Below are 16,316 nucleotides of genomic sequence, written 5' to 3' on the forward strand. Positions count from 1 at the left end.
CGCAGGGAGGCGGCGAGGCCGGCAATGGTCAGCGCCCCCTCCCCCACCGGCGGCGGCGCCTCATCGCCGGCCGGTGCGGCGGTGCCTGGCGCGGCACGCTCCGGCAGCAGGCTCAGCAGCCCGCCCACCACCACATCCGGCTCATTGTCGAAATAGAGGTCGGCCGGCGGCAGGCCGCCGTGGTCGAAGCTCCAGCCATTGTGGATGCGCTGGTCAGGCGAGACCTGCACCACCCTGGGCCCGTTGTTCTCGGCTCCGGCGGCGCGCAGCGTGCCGCCCAGGTCGATCCAGTCCAGCGCCAGCACCACATCGGCCTCCCGCAGAGCCTCCTGCAAGGCGGGCGAGGCGAAGGTGCCGGGGGCGCCGATATGCAGCGGATGGTCGGTGGGAAAGGTGGCGCCGCATTTCAGGTCGGTCGCCACGCGGGCGCCCAGGCGCTCGGCCAGGTGCACGCGCGCATCCCATTCGGCTTCCGTGCGGCCGGTGCGGCCCATCAGGATCACTAGGCGCTGCGCGCCGGACAGCAGCGTGGCGGCCCGGGCCAGCAGCGCCGGGTTGGGCGCGGGTGGCGGCGGCGGGGCGTAGCGGCCAGGGTCCGGCGGCGGCGGCAGGGCCTCCAGCGGCGCTTCCTGCAAGGCGGCGTCGAGATTGACATAGACAGGGCCGCGCGGCGCGCTGTCCATGATCTGCTGCGCCCGCAGCAGCGCCTCCCGCGCCGCAGGCACGGAGGCCGGCTGCGCGTCCCATTTCACATAGGGCCGCACCAGCGCGCCCTGGTCCTGCGCGGAATGGATCCAGTCGATCCAGGGCCGCCGCTTCGCCGCGTCCACCGGCCCGGTGGCGCCGATCACCAGCACCGGCACGCGGTCGCACCAGGCGTTGAAGATGGCCATGGTGCCATGCATCAGGCCAACATTGCTGTGCAGCGCGGCAGCGATCGGGCGGCCGCTGGCCTTGTAGTAGCCATGCGCCAGCGCGACCGCGTGTTCCTCGTGCAGGCAGACCAGCATCTGCGGCGCGGTATTGCCCAGGCGGTTGACCAGGCTGTCATGCAGCCCGCGATAGCTGGCGCCGGGGTTGAGCGCGATGAAGGGAATCTCCAGCGCACGCAGCACATCGGCGATGGCGTCGCTGCCCCAGGCGCGGTTGTCGCTGGCTGCCGGTGGCAGCGGCCGGTCCATCGCCTCGGCCCGGTCCAGCATCTGTTCGTCGCGCGGCATGGCCCGCCTCCTTCCCGTGTTGCTGGCAGGGTGGCAGGGACAGGGCGGCAGACCAGAACCGATCCGGTCTGGCAGCCCAAGCATTCGTTTACGTGACGCCCGCCCTGGCTGTAGCGTCTGGGATAGGGAGAAACGAAACCTTGGCCGATATCCGGCAATTGCGCTACTTCGTTGCGGCCGTGGAATGCGCCAGCCTCACCAGCGCCTCCGAGCGCCTGTCCGTGGCGCAGCCCGCGCTGGGCCTGGCCATCCGCAAGCTGGAAGCAGAATTCGGCGTGGCCCTGCTGGTCCGCCATTCACGCGGCATCGCGCCTACCGAGGCCGGGCGCGAATTGCTGCGCCGCGCGCAGAGCGTTCTGCAGGAATTCGACGGGCTGCGGCTGGCGATGCGCGAGCTGGGCAATGGCACCACGCCGCGCGGCCGGGTGGTGCTGGGCGCGACCCCCAGCATCGGCAACCTGCTGGGCGCCGACCTGCTCTCCCATGCCGCGGAAAGCCTGCCGGAAGTCCGCATCGCGCTGATCGAGGCGCTGAGCGACCCGCTGGTGGAGCGGGTGGCGGAAGGCGCCTGCGACCTTGCCCTGCTGCGCGACCTGCCGGAGGCGCACCGCGCCGTGCGCGGTGAGGCCCTGGCGCGCGAGGCCATGCACCTGGTCGAGCGCGGGCCGGCGGCAGGGGGCACTGCGCGCCCGGGCGGCGTGGTGCGGCTGGGCGAACTGACGGCCATGCCCCTGGCCCTGCCCTGCCTGACCAACGAGCCGCTGGCCCGCCGCCTGCTGAACGCGGCCAGGACCGCCGGCCATGAGCTGAACGTGGCCTATGAGGTGCCGGCGATGGCCATGATGCGGCCGCTGCTGCTGGAAGGCCGCTGCGCCGGTATCCTGCCCTATGGCACCTTCCTGCCCGAGATCCGCGCGGGGCTGCTGACGGCGGCGCGCATCATCGACCCGCCCATCGAGCGCGTGGTGTTTCTGGCCTATTCCAGCGGGCGGCCGCTGACGCGGGCGGAACATGCGCTGCGCGGGTTGATCCGGGCCGAGGTGGCGGCGCTGTCCAGGACCAGCCCCGCGCCCTGGCGGATCGACTGACCTCAGCCGAGTTCGATCTTCGCCTCCCGCACCAGCTTTTCCGCCTCCACCCGGCCTTCCTGCAGGAAGCGGGCGAAATCCGCCGGGGTGCTGCCGATCGGCTCAGCCCCAAGCTGCGCGAGGCGGGAGAGCACCTCGGGGTCGCGCAACACCTCCGCCAGGGCGGCCTGCACGCGGTTCACGAAATCGGGCGGCGTGCCGGCGGGGGCGAAAAGCCCGGTCCATTCATCCAGCGCGGTATTCGGATAGGTTTCAGAAAGCGTCGGCACATCCGGCTGCAGGGCGGTGCGGGTAGGGCTCGCCACAGCCAGCATCCGGGCGCGGCCGGATTGCACCACCGGCGCCACCGAGAGCAGCGCCACGAAGACCGCGTCCAGCGTGCCGGAAGCGAGGTCCCGCGACGCCTCGGCGCCGCCGCGATAGGGCGTGTCGTTCAACTGGATACCGGCGCGGAGTTGCAGCAGGGCACTGGCCAGATGCGCGGCGGTGGCATTGCCGGCATGGCCGCAGCTGATCTGGCCCGGTGCCGCTTTGGCCATGGCCACGAAGCCCGCCAGGTCCCGCGCCGGGGAATCCGCCTTCACCGCCAGCGCCAGGGGAATGCGCGTCACCTGCGAGATGGGCGTGAAGGCGGTGCGGTAATCCAGCGGCAGGCCGCGCAGCACCAGCGGATTGACCAGATGCACGATGGTGTCGAGCAGCAGCGTATTGCCGTCCGGCCGCGCCTGCGCCGCCGCCGCGGCACCGATGGAGCCGCCGCCGCCCGAGCGGTTCTCCACCACGATGGAACGGCCCAGCACGGCGGAAAGCCTGTCGCTCATGGCGCGGGCGGAACTGTCGGTGGCACCGCCCGGCGCGAAGGGCACAATCAGGCGGATGCTGCCCGAGCCCTGCGCCTGGCTGGCGGAGATCAGGCCCGGCATGGCCAGCGGCGCCAGCACGGCACCGGTGAGCAGGGCGCGGCGGCGCAGGATGGCGGGTTTCTCGGCGCGCGCGTCAGGGGGCGGCGTATCGGTCATGGCTCGTTTCCTTGGCGGTCGCGGTTCCGCGTGTTCTGCCAGCGTCATGCTAACCCCGCCGCGCCGGGTGCTGCTAAACCGTTCCTGTCTGGCTGATCGCCTGCGCCCGTGCTGGCTCGCGTGCGGGTGGCAGGGCGCCAGCCGCCATCCGGCTGGCGCCCTGGTGGCGGGAAGCGCCTTACTCCGGCTCGATCCCGGCAAGCTGGGCAATGCGGCCGTTGCGCTCGTACTCGGCCTGGATGAAGCGCGCGAAGGCCGCGCGGTCCTCGGCCACCGGCTCGGCGGATTGGTCGGCGACACGCGCGCGGATCTCGGGGTCGCGCGAGAGGGCCTGCACGGCGGCGTTCAGGCGCTCTGCCTCCGCTTCCGGCAATCCCTTCGGTGCCCAGAGCGCATACCACAGGGTGAAGTCCAGCCCCGGCATGCCCTGTTCCGCGATGGTCGGGATCTGCGGCGCGCGGGCCGAGCGCTGCGGCCCCATGATGGCGAAGGCGCGCAACTGCCCGCCCTCGATCTGCGCCAGCGCCGAGCCCAGCGGCGCCACCATCAGCGTGGCATTGCCGGAGACCACATCCGTCAGCGCCGGCGCCGTGCCGCGATAGGACACCACCAGCGCCTCCACCCCGGCCTCGCGCTTGAAGCTTTCCGTCGCCAGGTGCCCCATGGAGCCCAGGGCGGAATTGGCGAAGGTGAACTTGTCCGGCTGCGCCCGCATGGCCGCGACCAGCGCGGCGACCCCACCTTCCGGCGTCTGGCGCGGATGGCCCACCAGCACCATCGGCGCCACGGCGATGCGCGCGACCGGCGTGAAATCGGCGACGGGGTCATAGGGCACGTTCCGCATCACCCGGCGCGCCATCAGGTGAATATCGGCATTCACCAGCAACGTCTGCCCATCCGGCGCCGTGCGGGCGACCTCGGCGGCGCCCAGCGTGTTGCTGGCGCCGGAGCGGTTCTCAACAACCCAGGTCTGTTGCAGTGCCTCGGCCAGCTTGGTGGCATAGATGCGGCCGAGCACGTCGATGGCACCGCCCGGCGCGGCCGGGACGATGAGGCGGACAAGGCGGCGCTGCGCGCGCGCCACGCCCGGAAGGCCCAGCAGCAGCGCCGCTGCGCCGAGAGCCCGGCGTTGAAGGAGCATGGACGTTCATCCCTGGTTCTTTTTCTGGTTCAGATTCCGGAGAAGCCGGCGCGCGCCCGCCAATAGGCCCAGGCCCGGTCCAGAGGGCGCTCTCCCATCAGCATCTCGGAGGTCAGGCGCGTCTCGCCTTCCGTCAGGTAGCGCGGCGTGCCCATGGCCATGGCGCGCGTCTGCAGCTCGGCATTGTCCTTCATGCGGACGCAGACAAAGACAACGGCAGGCAGGGAATAGGCGGCGCAGCTGGCGCCATGGTTCCGCAGCAGCACGGAGGTGCCATCGCCCAGCGCCCGGGCGAGGCTGTCGGCGCGCGGCACATCGTCGATCAGCATATTGGTGTCGCCGAATTCGTCGCGGCTGTCCCAGACCGGCACCGGGCCACCGAGAACGGAGGCCATGTGGAAGACCGGACGCAGCGGCACATCCACCACCGTATAGGGCAGCACCGCCGGGCAGTGGTGATGCACCGTGGCCTGCACATCCGGACGCGCGGCGAAGATGCGGGCGTGCAGCACACTTTCCAGATAGGGCCTCAGCCCTTTCGGATCGACCGGCACGCCGTCGAGGGTGAATTCCAGCAGGTCGTCGCGGCTGACCAGCTCCGGCGAGCGGGAGCGAGAGACAAAGAAGCGGTCCGGCCGCTCCGGGTGCCGCACGGCCACATGGCCGAAGTCATCGAGCACGCCTTCATGCGCCAGGATGCGGTTGGCGATCACCAGATCGCCGAGCAGCGCGTGCAGGTCGCGCGTCATGCAGCCGGCCCTTGATCCGCATAGGTCGAACGGCGCTTCATGAACAATTCCTCCTGTGTTTTGCGAAGATCGTATGCACCGGCCCGGCGAAGGGTCAATGACCTTACGTCATCGTTCTGATTGTGTCAGGTCATGGAAGGCGCCTCAGGCATCCAGCATGAACCTGGCAAAGAACTCCGCGAGCCCCGCGTGGTCGTCCAGCGGCAGGACATGCGCCACATGCTGGTCCGGCCGCACAATCACCACGCATCCACGCGCGCGGTCGATGCCGCGAAGCGCGAAGATATTCGGACCGTTCTTCAGGTCCGGGCAGAAGATCTTCTCGTAATCCGTCAGGCCGTGGCGCCCCTTGGCCGGGCGCAGCAGGGCGGGCATGGCGCCGTAGTCGATATCGCGGTGCGGCTGCTGCAGCACGGCGCGCAGGTCGATCACCGCATCGATATCCGCGCCGGCCGGCGTGTGGCGCCGCAGCGGCGAGGCGGCATCCTGCTCCAGGAAGCGGCAGAGGGCCTGGAGGCGAGAAGTCGGGTCCGCCGGGTCCTCCGCCGCGGCGAAGGCAAAGAGGCGCCAGCGGCCATCGGCCTTGATTGCATGGCCGAGATGCATCGGCTTGGCATCCGCCAGCCGGATCACCGGCGCGGAATGGAAGCGCATGCCGATGGTGAAGCCTTCCGCCAGATGCTGGTGCGTCCCCTCGCCCGTGATCAACGAGGGCGTGTAGCGCATGGCCGTGCCGGCGGTGAAACGCCCCTGCTGGATGAAGTACTTCTGGAATTCCGCCGGATCGACGCCTTCGCTGTTCGGGTCGTTGGGGTCCTTGGGCGGGGCGGAGAACATCTCCGCCAGCTTGCGGTCGAAGGCGATCAGCTCGGCGGCTATGGCATGGCGCTCGGCGGAATAGGTGGCGAGCAGTGCGGGCGCGGCCTGCCCGCGCAGCACGGCGGCCAGCTTCCAGCCCAGGTTGAAACTGTCCTGCATGGACACGTTCATGCCCTGGCCAGCCTTGGGGCTATGGGTATGGCAGGCATCGCCGGCGATGAAGACGCGCGGCACCTGCCCGCCCGCCCGCTCCTCGGGCACATCGTCGAAGCGGTCGCACATGCGCTGGCCGATCTCATAGACCGACCACCAAGCCACTTCCTTCACCTCCAGCGTATAAGGCCGCAGGATGCGCTGCGCGGCGGCGATCAGGTGCTGGACGTCGATCTTGCGGCTGGCGACACGCTCATTCTCGTTCAGCTTGTCCAGCTCGATATAGAAGCGCGCGAGATAGCCGCCCTCGCGCGGGATGATCAGCATATTGCCTTCATGGGCGGAATGGATCACCGACTTCAGCCGCAGATCGGGGAAGTCGCTGACGGCGAGCACATCCATCACACCCCAGGCCTGATTGGCGGAATCGCCCTTCAGCGCGACGCCCAGCGCGTTGCGCACGGCGCTGCGGGCGCCGTCGCAGCCCACCACGTAGCGGGCGCGGATGGTCTCCACCTCGCCTTCATGGCCGGCATCCAGGCGCTCGAAGCGCAGGGTGACGGGGTGGGAATCCGCCTGCCCAGCGGGCGCCACCTCCAGCCCGATCAGGCGGCGCTGGTAATCCGGCAAGACTGGCGCCGCGCCGCGCCGCATCACATCCAGGTAGAAGTCATGCACCCGTGCCTGGTTGAGGATGACATGCGGAAATTCCGAGAGCCCGTCCTCCACATCCTGGATGCGGCCGCTGCGGCGGATGGCGGCGCGGGCGGTGTCGTCCGGCTTCCAGAAGACCGTCTCGTTCACCCAATAGGCTTCGCGCATCACCCGCTCGACGAAGCCGAAGGCGTTGAACATCTCCATGGTGCGGCAGGCGATGCCATCGGCCTGGCCCAGCATCAGCGGCCCCGGCTTCTGTTCCACAATGCGCGTCGAGATATCGGGGAAAGCGGAGAGCTGCGCCGCCAGCGTCAGCCCGGCCGGGCCGCAGCCGACGATCAGGACATCCGTGGCCTCCGGCAGGGGCGTGAGCGCGGCGGCGGAAGCCGGCGCCTCGGCCGGCGACATTTCCGGGTCCCCGGCGCGGAAGCCATCGAGGTGGAACTGCATGCTCGTCTCCCTGCACAGCCGTCATGGCGGAGGGCGAGCGGCGCCGGATGCGGCCAGGGTATCGGCGGGCGGCACATCATCCTCCTGCGCGCTTGCTCTCCGCGCAACAGGATGAATACATAAAGTATGTATACGGTCAATCTTCCGGAGAAGCACGGCCCACGAATTTCTTGAGCAGGGCGACGAACTGCGCCTGCTCGGTCGCCGAAAGGGGGCGCATCATTTCCACCTGCGCGGCCACCACGCGCGGGGTGACGCTTTCCAGCAGCGCCTTCCCGGCCCCGGTCAGGGTCACGCTCTTCACCCGCCGGTCCTGGCGGGAAGGCTGGCGCGCGATGAGCTTCTTGGCCTCCAGCCGGTCCAGCACCCCGCCCAGCGTGGCCTTGTCGAAGGCGATCAGGTCTGAAAGGCGGGTGGCGTCGATGCCGGGCTGGGAGGCAATGGCCTCCATCGCCGCATATTGCACCGAGGTGAGGTCGAAGCCGGCAAGGTTCGCGGCGAAGACGGCGCCCGAGATCTGGTGCGCCCGGCGGATCAGGTGGCCGGGCATCTCATGCATGGCATCGACGGACATCAGGCGTTCCACAGCGAGGGGGCGGGCGAGCAGAGCCTCTAGAACAGATGGCGTCAGGAGGGAAACCGTGGCGGCGCGCCCTGCCCCCTGGAGGCTGTGCTCAGCCCGGCACGCAGGTCAGTGCCTTGCCGGGGCGATAGGGGGCGACCAGGACTGGCGCAGCGGGATTGACCACGCGGAGGTCCTGCGCCGAGAGGTCCCGGGCGATCACGACCAGCGCTTCCGGCAGGTCCTGGCCGCCGCTCATCGGCGCGGGGGGGCTGAAGAGGGTGCCGACAGCCTGGACCAGCAGGGTGGCGCCCGTTCCGGGATGCCGGATAAAGCCCTTCACCCGCAGCAGGCGGTCGCCACAGAAGGCGGCGAGGTCCTCCATCCAGTCCAGCCGGTCTTCCCAACCGGCTTCCGGAGCGAAGGCAACGCGCAGCACGGAGACGCGGGGATGCGCCCGCTCCGGCGCCATGGGGCCCGCTGGCAGGGCGGCTGGGGGCGCGGGGGCGAAGGCGGCGCGGGCGCGGGCCGCGCGGTCCTGCTCCAGCACCAGGGTGGCGAGGGGATTGATGGCGCCGGCCAGCGCCTCGGCCGCGCCGGTCCCGGCGAGGTCCGGCTTGGTGATGACAATGGTGCTGGCGGCGGCGAGCTGGCTGGCCACCTCGTCGAAGTGCCGCGCCTGCTCCGCCGCCTGGCTGGCATCGCAGGTGGTGACGACCCGCACCGCGAGGTTGAGCGGCGCCAGCGGCGCCAGGGAGCGCAGGATCGGCCCCGGGCGCGACAGGCCCGAGCCTTCCAGCACGATGCGGCGGAAGGGCGGCAGGCCGGCCTTCTCGCGTTCCTCCACCAGGGCGCGGATGGTGAAGACGAGGTCATTGGTCAGGGAGCAGCAGACACAGCCATTGGCCAGCATGGCCATGGGGATGGTGCCGCTTTCCGCGATGATGGCGCCATCCACGTCGATCTCGCCCGCCTCGTTGACGATGACGGCGGTTTGCGCGGCTTCCGGCAGGGCGAGCCAGTCCACCAGCAGCGAGGTCTTGCCGCTGCCCAGGAAGCCGGCGAGCAGGATGAACTCGGTGCGCGCGGTCATGGCGCCGCCGCCTCCCGCTCCTTCTGCGCCGCCACCATGGCGCGGATATCGGCCAGCAGTTCCTCGACATCGAAAACCAGCCCGGCGCGGATGGTGTGGCGCAGCGCGCGGCGCCATTCGGCCTGGCCGGTCTCGTCGTTCAGCCGCAGCGCGCCGGTGCCGTAGAGCAGCTTCCAGTCCTCCAGCGGGTTCTCGTCCAGCACCAGCAGGTCCGCCAGCTTGCCGACCTCGATGCTGCCGGTCTCGCCATCGATGCCCAGAAGCTCGGCGCCGAGGATGGAGGCGGAGCGCAGCACCTCCAGCGCGTTGAAGCCGGCTTCCTGCAACAGCTCCAGTTCCCGGATGAAGCCGTAGCCGAAGATCTGGAAGATGAAGCCGGAATCGCTGCCGGTGCAGACGCGGCCGCCCCGGTTCTTGTAGGCGTTGAGGAACTGCATCCAGAGCCGGTAATGCGCCTTCCATTCCACCTCGTTGGTGACGGACCAGCGGTACCAATAGGCGCCATGGCCTCCGCGCGCGGGCTGGAAATAGCGCCACATGCTGGGCCAGGTGAAATCGTCGTGCCAATCCGCGCGCCGGAAGCGCATCAGGTCGCGGTTGGCGTCGTAGATCGTCATGGTCGGGACGAAGGTGAAGCCGATCTCCAGGAACTTCTCCAGCACCTCGTTCCACTTGGCGCTGCCGGGCTCGGCGGCCTGCAGAAAGGTCTGCCCGGCGGAGGAGAAGCGGAAATACTCGTCGTTGTAATTGTAGCCGGGGGGGTAGTTCTGCACCACGCGGTCGTCGTAGAGCGCTTCCGGCAGGCCGTAGTAATGCTCCGCGCTGGTCAGGCCCCATTGCGCCGTGGTCAGCGCGTTCATGCGCGTCACCGCCTGCTGCGCGTGGTGGCAGCCGGAGCGCAGGCCGAGCCTGCCGCATTCCTCCAGCGCCGCGCGCATGATGGCGGGGGGCGCGCCGAAGAACTTCACGCCATCCGCGCCGGCATCCTTGGCGCGGCGCAGCCAGTCCCGCGCCTCCTCCGGCGTGTGGATGGTCTTGAGCATGTCGTTGACGGCGGGAAAATAGGGATGCGCCAGGATGCGCGGCGCGGCGATGCGATTGGCCGCCGAGGCTTCCCGCTGCTCCACCACCCAGTCCAGCCCGCTGAAGCAGCCCATCTCCCGCACCGTGGTGACGCCATGGGCCAGCCAGAGCTTGTAGACGTAATCCGCCGGCGCGACATCGCCATGCAACGCGTGATAGGGCACGCCGATATGGGTGTGGCAGTCGATCAGCCCGGGCGTGACGAACTTGCCGTGGCAGTCGATCTCATGGTCCCCGGCGGGCGGGCGGCGGGAAGGGTTGATGGGCTTGCCCGGCGTGCCGACCGGCGTGATGGCGGTGATGCGGTCGCCCTCCACCACGATATCGGCCGGGCCCCAGGGCGGCGCGCCGGTGCCGTCGATCACCGTGGCGCCGCGCAGCACCAGGCGGCGGTAGGGGCCGGTGCCGCGGTCGCGCCCCGTGGCGGCGGGCACCGGCGGCATGCCGAGCTTGGCATTCTTGGCCGTGATCTCGGTGCCGACTTTCGGCGCTTCCGCCGCGCTCTTGTCAGACATGGTGTTTCCTTCCCTTAACGACGGTAGCGGCGGCCCAGCACAGCGCTGCCGAGCACGGTCAGCACCAGCGTGAAGCCGAGCAGGATGAAGGCCAGCGCGGCGCCGAAGGGCCAGTTGTTGCCGCGCACGAACTGGTCGTAGACAGCGGGGGCCATCATCTTGAACTGTGGCCCGCCCAGCAGCACGGCGCTGGCATAGGTGTTCATGCAGAGCACGAAGACCAGCACGCAGCCCGCCACCACGCCCGGCAGCGCCAGCGGCAGCACCACGCGGCGGAAGACGGTGAGCGGCTTTGCACCGAGGTTGGAGGCCGCTTCCTCCGCCTGGCGCGGAATGCCCTCGATCACCGCCGAGAGGGTCAGGATCATATAGGGCAGCACCACCGCGACGATGCCCGCCACCACGGCGCCGGTGTTGTAGAGCAGCGGCAGGGGTGCCGCGATGATGCCGAGGCCCAGCAGCGCCGCATTGATGGCCCCGCCATTGCCCAGCAGCGCCAGCCAGCCGGCCGCGCGCACCACATTGCCCACCAGCAGCGGAAAGATGGTGAGGATGGTGAAGATGCTCTTCGCCCGCCCCTGCATCCGCGCCAGCCAATAGGCGGCGGGAAAGCCCAGGCCGAGGGTGAGCAGCGTGCTGCCCGTCGCCACGGCCAGGGTGGTCAGCAGCACCTGCCGGTAATATGGGTCCCGCACCGCCTGCAGGTAATTGGCCGCGGTGGTTGCCTCCACCATCATCTCGGTGGGGCTGAACTGGTTCAGCGAGATGCGGAACAACAGCAGCATCGGCGCCACCAGCAGCAGCACCACGAGGATTCCAGCAGGAAGGACCAGCGCGGCCAAAGCCTTAAGCCTTGAACTGCTTGTTCCAGAAATCCAGGATCTCGCCATGGGCGCGCAGCAGGTAGTCGTAGTCGGGCGCCCGCAGCCGCGCCTGCTCCGCTTCCGTCAGGCTGATCTGCTTCGCGATCTCCGGCGGCAGGGAGGCATCCGCCACGGTGGGCAGGTAGCCCATGCGGTCGGCGAAGGCGGTCTGCGCCTGCGGCTGCAACATGGCGTCGAGATAGGCGTAGGCCTGGTCCTTGTTGCGGCTGTTCTTCGGGATGCCGGCCTCGAAGACAATGGCATAGGCGCCTTCCTTCGGCACCGCATGGCGCAGCGGGATGCCGGCCTTCTGCCACATGAAGCCACGCGCCAGCCACATGGGCGTGATCCAGACTTCCTCGCCCTTCAGCGCGGCGGCCAGCGCCTCGTTGGAGGGATAGACCTTGGCATCGAGGGAGCGCAGCTCCATCAGCTTGGCCTGGGCGGGCCTGTAGTCGCTGAAGCCGCCGCCGCCGGCCATCGCGGCGGCGAAGGTATTGGTGGAATAGAGGATGTCCGAGAAGCCGACGCGGCCGCGATACTTCGGGTCCCACATATCGGCGAAGGATGTGGGCGGCGTGGTCACCTTGTCCGGATTGTAGAGCAGCACCAGCGCCGAATAGATATGCGGGATGGCATAGGGCTTGCGCAGCGCCTGCACGATGCTCTCCGCCCGCTTCAGGCGGCCGGTCTCCAGCGTGTCCAGCGTGTTCTGCGCCGCCATCATGTGCATGTCGGTGTCGGAAAGGCAGGACACGTCCATGGTGCCGCGCCGCGCCTGACGCTCCGCCAGCATCTTGGTCTTGCGCGGGTCGGCATTGGCGACATCCTGCAGGATCTCGATGCCCTGCGGCTGCATCAGCGGCACGTCAATGTTCTGCCGCAGCAGCTCGCCGTAATCCCCACCCCAGGTGCCGACCACGGCCTGTTTGGACTGGGCGCGGGCGAGGCCGGGAAGGCCGGCGGCAGCGGCGGCGATGGCGGCGCCGGACAGGGTAGCGCGTCGGGAGATGATCATGTGTCAGGCTCCTTTGTCGTTCGGCGTGGCCGGCAGCAGCCGGGCGGTGGCGATGTCCCAGGTGAGGCTCACGGCATCCCCAGGCGAAAGGCGGCGCAGCGGGTCGGCGGGGCCGGGCGTCGGGCGGATGGCGACCAGCGGCGTGCCCTCCAGCTCCGCATGATACTCCGTTTGCGGGCCGAGATAGGTGACGGCATGCAGGCGGGCGGGCCCCTCGGGGGCGATGGCGACATGTTCCGGCCGCAGGGCCAGGATGGCATCGCCGGTCGGGGTGGCAGCCGCCGCGCAGGGCAGCAGGGCACCGCTGCGGGCGCGGAAGCGGCCCGGCCCCTCCACCCGTCCCTCCACAAGGTTGCAGCGGCCGACGAAGCCGGCGACGAAGGGGTCCGCCGGCTGTTCGTAAAGCTCCTCCGCCGTGCCGACCTGCCGCACCCGGCCGCGCTCCATCACCACCAGACGGTCGGCCATGGTCAGCGCCTCCTCCTGGTCATGCGTGACGATCAGGGTGGTCAGGCCCAGGCGCTGTTGCAGGGCCCGGATCTCCATCCGCACCTCCCCGCGCAGCTTGGCATCGAGGTTGGAGAGCGGCTCGTCCAGCAGAAAGACGGCGGGCTTTACCACCAGGGCGCGGGCCAGCGCCACGCGCTGCTGCTGGCCGCCTGAGAGCTGGCGGGGCAGCCGGTCCTCCAGCCCCTCGAGCCGCACCATGCGCAGGGCCTCGCGCGCGCGGGCCTCGCGGTCGGCGCGGTTGACGCGGCGCATCTCCAGCCCGAAGGCGACATTCTGCCCCACCGTCATATGCGGAAACAGCGCATAGGACTGGAAGACCATGCCGGTGTCGCGCGCATGCGGCGGCGCCCGCGTCACGTCCTTGCCGCCGATCACCACCCGCCCGCCGCTGGGCGGCACGAAGCCCGCCACCATGCGCAGCGTGGTGGTCTTGCCGCAGCCGGAGGGGCCGAGCAGCGCCACCATCTCACCCTGCCGCACATCGAGGTCCACGCGCTCCACCGCCATGGAGGCGCCGTAGCGCTTGCTCAGGGCATCAAGAAGAAGGCTGCCCATCAGGCACTGGCTCCCGGCATCAGACAGTTCTCGCGATGGATACGAAGCGGTCGGTGACCAGCATCAGCACGGCGACGATGAGGATCTGGACGGTGGCCACGGCGGCCAGCGTCGGGTCCACGCGGAATTCGAGGTAGTTGAGCATGGCCACCGGCAGCGTGGTGCGGCCGGGGCCCACCAGCAGCAGGCTCAGTTCCAGGTTCTCGAAGCTTTGGATAAAGGAGAACAGGCAGGCCGCGATGATGCCGGGCCGCATGGCCGGCAGCGTCACGCGGCGGAAGACGGTGAAGGGACGCGCGCCGAGATTGGCGGCGGCTTCCTCGGCCGACTGGTCCATGCCCTGCAGGCTGGCGGTCACCAGCCGCACCGTCCAGGGAATGGTCAGCAGCACATGCGCCGCCACCAGCCCTTCCAGGGTGGAGGTGATGTCGCGGTCCAGCCAGAATTCCGCGCGCAGGTAGAACATGTACAGCGCCGTGCCCGCCACCACGCCGGGCACGGCCAGCGGCCCCAGCAGCAGCGTGTTCAGCGCGCCGGCGCCGCGCGGCTGGCCGCGCACCAGCGCATAGGCGGCGGCGGTGCCGAGCGGCACGCCAATCAGCGTCGCCATCAGCGCCACCTGTGCGCTGGTGACCAAGCCGCGCGCGAATTCCTGCCGCGCCCAGGCATTGACATACCAGCCGAGCGTGAAGCCGGAAGGCGGAAAGGAGACGATCTCCTGGCGGAAGACGCTGATCACCATCACCATCGCGACGGGCGCGAGGATGAGGGTGAAGGCGGCGGCGACCAGGGCGCCGAAGGCGATGCGGCCGGGGGATGGCAGGGTCAAGAAACCATCGTCCTTTCAGCCACGCTGTTCCTCGGCGTGAGCTTTCGCCATCTCGGCCATGCTGGTAAAGCGGAAATCGTATCTGGGGCGCGAGCCGGGGTCCATGGTGGCGCCGAAGCCTTCATCGCCATGGCGCCGATGAATCCAGCAGGAAGCGAGGCCCATCTCATTGGCCGGCTTGTGGTCGTGGAAGAGGCTTTCGGCCGTGTGCAGGATATCGCCCTTCGTGATGCCCATGCTGGAAAGCCGGTCCAGCATGTAATGGAAATTGGCGAGGCTCGGCTTGTAGGAACCGGCATCCTCCGCCGTCACCACCGCGTCGAAATCCACGCCGAGGCGCGCATTGCTCATGGCGAAGGTGGCGTTGTCCACATTGGACAGGATCACCAGCTTGTAGAAACGCTTGAGGTAGCGCAAGGCCTCCATCGAATCCGGAAAGGCCGGCCAGGCGCGGACGGAGCGGCCATAGGCCAGGCATTCCTCATGGCTGGCCACCACACCCCATTGCTCAGCCAGCCGCTTATAGACGATGGCCAGCAACTGGTCGTAGGGCTTGGCCGGCGTCTGCGCCTGCTGCGCGGATTCATGTTGCGCATGGGCCTGCAGGATCTCGTTGCGGCTCAGCGGGCGCTCCACCCGTTGCGTCAGCGGGCGCAGCGCGGCGAACATGCCGCTTTCCCAGTCGATCAGCGTGCCGTAGCAGTCGAAGGTCAGGACCTTGTAGTCGCTCAGGCGCATGGCGGCTTGTCCTTCAGTTATCCAGCAGGTTCTTGACGAAGTGGCCGGCCTTCATGATGGCCGGCATATGCCGCCCCTGGCCGGTGAGGAGGGAGAGATCGGCCAGCGGGTCGCCATCCACCACGATCAGGTCGGCATGGGCGCCAGGGGCGATGATGCCGAGCTTCCCCTCCTGCTGCACCACCCGTGCGGCATGGATCGTGGCGGAGCGGATGACCTCGATAGCCGGCAGCACCTGGCCGCGCAGGGTGAATTCATCCGACTGGTGGCGGTGCATCTCCCCCAGCAGGTCGGAGCCATAGGCCATCATCACGCCGGCCTCGTGCAGGATCTTCAGCGCCTCCATGCCCTGCGCCCGCACATCCTCGATCTTGGCGATGGAGGGCGGCGGCAGGCCGAGGGAGGCACCTTCCTTGGCCAGGGCATCGAAGGTGACATTGGTGGGAACGACAAAGGCCCCCTTCTCCTTCACCAGCCGCGCCGTCTCGGGCGTGATGAGGTTGCCGTGCTCGACAGAAAGCACGCCGCATTCCACCGCGCGGCGGATGGCTTCATCCGTGTAGAGATGCGCGGCGACATAGGTGCGGGCATTGCGTGCCTCCTCCACCGCCGCGCGCACCTCGTCATCGGAGAAACCGAGGAAGGCGATGGGATCGGTGGGCGAGGAGACACCGCCATTGGCCATGATCTTGATGAACTGTGCGCCGGCCTTGATCTCTTCCCGCGCCACGCGGCGCACGGCATCCACGCCATCCACCACGCGGCCCATGGCACCGGCCCGGTCACCGTAATAATCCACGTCCCGGTGATGGAAGCGGCCGCGGTAGTCGGTATGGCCGCCGGTCTGGGAGAGCGCCTTGCCGCAGATCACCAGGCGCGGCGCCTCGATCAGTTCCTCCTCGATTGCCATGACCAGCCCGTGGTCGGCGCCGCCGAGGTCGCGGACAGTGGTGAAGCCGCGCATCAGCATCTCGCGCATGATCTTCGCCGAGCGCAGCGCCACCAGGGTGTTCGGCAGTTCCGCATTGGCGCCGAGATTGGCCATGGTGGCGATGACATGCACGTGGCAGTCGATCAGCCCCGGCATCAGCGTGCGGCCGCGCAGGTCCACCACCCGGGCGGAGGAAGCGGTGATCGGGCGGTCCGAGACCTCGCGGATCGTGCCGTTCTCGACCAGCACGTGGCGGTCGACCAGCGCGGTCTCGGCGGTGCCGTCGAGGATGGCGGCGTTCTGAAAGAGGATGCTGCTCATGG

The 16,316-nt window shown here is 69.2% G+C and carries 15 protein-coding genes; 1 reads left to right on the plus strand and 14 read right to left on the minus strand.

All coding sequences use genetic code 11. The features are described 5' to 3' along the window. Positions 1–1,220 (minus strand): thiamine pyrophosphate-binding protein (locus IBL25_RS08140; protein ID WP_238940284.1); only part of this gene is annotated, 1,220 nt, incomplete at its 3' end. A 140-nt stretch (positions 1,221–1,360) separates the two neighbouring features. Here IBL25_RS08140 and IBL25_RS08145 point away from each other — a divergent pair. After that, entirely contained in the window at positions 1,361–2,308 is a 948-nt protein-coding gene (locus tag IBL25_RS08145) for a LysR family transcriptional regulator (RefSeq protein WP_187778056.1), read from the plus strand. A 2-nt stretch (positions 2,309–2,310) separates the two neighbouring features. Here IBL25_RS08145 and IBL25_RS08150 read toward each other — a convergent pair whose 3' ends face one another. The 13 genes from IBL25_RS08150 to IBL25_RS08210 form a co-directional block, all read right to left on the minus strand. Next, entirely contained in the window at positions 2,311–3,327 is a 1,017-nt protein-coding gene (locus tag IBL25_RS08150) for a Bug family tripartite tricarboxylate transporter substrate binding protein (RefSeq protein WP_187778057.1), read from the minus strand. Positions 3,328–3,505: 178 nt separating this feature from the next. Further along, positions 3,506–4,468 carry a Bug family tripartite tricarboxylate transporter substrate binding protein gene (locus IBL25_RS08155; protein ID WP_187778058.1) on the minus strand — a complete coding sequence of 321 codons (963 nt, stop codon included), beginning with the start codon at positions 4,466–4,468 and terminating at the stop codon, positions 3,506–3,508. Positions 4,469–4,497: 29 nt separating this feature from the next. Beyond that, positions 4,498–5,217, minus strand: a complete 720-nt coding sequence (locus IBL25_RS08160) for a class II aldolase/adducin family protein (protein WP_187778059.1) — start codon at positions 5,215–5,217, stop codon at positions 4,498–4,500. Between the two features lie 144 nt (positions 5,218–5,361). Further along, positions 5,362–7,296 carry an FAD-binding monooxygenase gene (locus tag IBL25_RS08165; protein WP_187778060.1) on the minus strand — a complete coding sequence of 645 codons (1,935 nt, stop codon included), beginning with the start codon at positions 7,294–7,296 and terminating at the stop codon, positions 5,362–5,364. Between the two features lie 136 nt (positions 7,297–7,432). After that, positions 7,433–7,870, minus strand: a complete 438-nt coding sequence (locus tag IBL25_RS08170) for a MarR family winged helix-turn-helix transcriptional regulator (protein ID WP_187778061.1) — start codon at positions 7,868–7,870, stop codon at positions 7,433–7,435. A gap of 100 nt (positions 7,871–7,970) precedes the next feature. Then, positions 7,971–8,951 (minus strand): CobW family GTP-binding protein, encoded by a 981-nt coding sequence (locus tag IBL25_RS08175; RefSeq protein ID WP_187778062.1) that lies wholly within the window; start codon positions 8,949–8,951, stop codon positions 7,971–7,973. Then, entirely contained in the window at positions 8,948–10,549 is a 1,602-nt protein-coding gene (locus IBL25_RS08180; protein WP_187778063.1) for an amidohydrolase family protein, read from the minus strand. The genes IBL25_RS08175 and IBL25_RS08180 overlap by 4 nt, the downstream gene beginning before the upstream one ends. 14 nt (positions 10,550–10,563) lie before the next feature. After that, a complete protein-coding gene (locus IBL25_RS08185) occupies positions 10,564–11,391 on the minus strand; it encodes an ABC transporter permease (protein ID WP_187778064.1) in 828 nt (275 codons plus the stop codon). 4 nt (positions 11,392–11,395) lie between these two features. Then, entirely contained in the window at positions 11,396–12,430 is a 1,035-nt protein-coding gene (locus IBL25_RS08190; protein WP_194433648.1) for an extracellular solute-binding protein, read from the minus strand. Positions 12,431–12,433: 3 nt separating this feature from the next. Then, the gene (locus IBL25_RS08195) at positions 12,434–13,495 is read right to left on the minus strand and encodes an ABC transporter ATP-binding protein (RefSeq protein ID WP_187778065.1); all 1,062 of its coding nucleotides are present in this window, start codon (positions 13,493–13,495) and stop codon (positions 12,434–12,436) included. A 19-nt stretch (positions 13,496–13,514) separates the two neighbouring features. Beyond that, positions 13,515–14,324 carry an ABC transporter permease gene (locus tag IBL25_RS08200; protein WP_187778066.1) on the minus strand — a complete coding sequence of 270 codons (810 nt, stop codon included), beginning with the start codon at positions 14,322–14,324 and terminating at the stop codon, positions 13,515–13,517. Positions 14,325–14,339: 15 nt separating this feature from the next. After that, positions 14,340–15,062, minus strand: coding sequence for a haloacid dehalogenase type II (locus IBL25_RS08205; protein WP_187778067.1), 723 nt, complete (start codon positions 15,060–15,062; stop codon positions 14,340–14,342). Between the two features lie 13 nt (positions 15,063–15,075). Then, on the minus strand, positions 15,076–16,314 hold the full coding sequence (locus IBL25_RS08210) for a metal-dependent hydrolase family protein (protein WP_187778068.1): 1,239 nt from the start codon (positions 16,312–16,314) through the stop codon (positions 15,076–15,078). Between the last annotated feature and the right edge of the window lie 2 nt (positions 16,315–16,316).

It is taken from the genome of Pseudoroseomonas ludipueritiae (assembly GCF_014490445.1).
In the GTDB taxonomy this organism is placed as follows: domain Bacteria; phylum Pseudomonadota; class Alphaproteobacteria; order Acetobacterales; family Acetobacteraceae; genus Pseudoroseomonas; species Pseudoroseomonas ludipueritiae.

Bases quoted from the DNA above. Each gene is read 5' to 3' on its own strand.
- IBL25_RS08150 (WP_187778057.1), bottom strand. From the start codon at position 3,327: ATGACCGATACGCCGCCCCCTGACGCGCGCGCCGAGAAACCCGCCATC.
- IBL25_RS08155 (WP_187778058.1), bottom strand. From the start codon at position 4,468: ATGCTCCTTCAACGCCGGGCTCTCGGCGCAGCGGCGCTGCTGCTGGGC.
- IBL25_RS08160 (WP_187778059.1), bottom strand. From the start codon at position 5,217: ATGACGCGCGACCTGCACGCGCTGCTCGGCGATCTGGTGATCGCCAAC.
- IBL25_RS08165 (WP_187778060.1), bottom strand. From the start codon at position 7,296: ATGCAGTTCCACCTCGATGGCTTCCGCGCCGGGGACCCGGAAATGTCG.
- IBL25_RS08170 (WP_187778061.1), bottom strand. From the start codon at position 7,870: ATGTCCGTCGATGCCATGCATGAGATGCCCGGCCACCTGATCCGCCGG.
- IBL25_RS08175 (WP_187778062.1), bottom strand. From the start codon at position 8,951: ATGACCGCGCGCACCGAGTTCATCCTGCTCGCCGGCTTCCTGGGCAGC.
- IBL25_RS08180 (WP_187778063.1), bottom strand. From the start codon at position 10,549: ATGTCTGACAAGAGCGCGGCGGAAGCGCCGAAAGTCGGCACCGAGATC.
- IBL25_RS08190 (WP_194433648.1), bottom strand. From the start codon at position 12,430: ATGATCATCTCCCGACGCGCTACCCTGTCCGGCGCCGCCATCGCCGCC.
- IBL25_RS08195 (WP_187778065.1), bottom strand. From the start codon at position 13,495: ATGGGCAGCCTTCTTCTTGATGCCCTGAGCAAGCGCTACGGCGCCTCC.
- IBL25_RS08205 (WP_187778067.1), bottom strand. From the start codon at position 15,062: ATGCGCCTGAGCGACTACAAGGTCCTGACCTTCGACTGCTACGGCACG.
- IBL25_RS08210 (WP_187778068.1), bottom strand. From the start codon at position 16,314: ATGAGCAGCATCCTCTTTCAGAACGCCGCCATCCTCGACGGCACCGCC.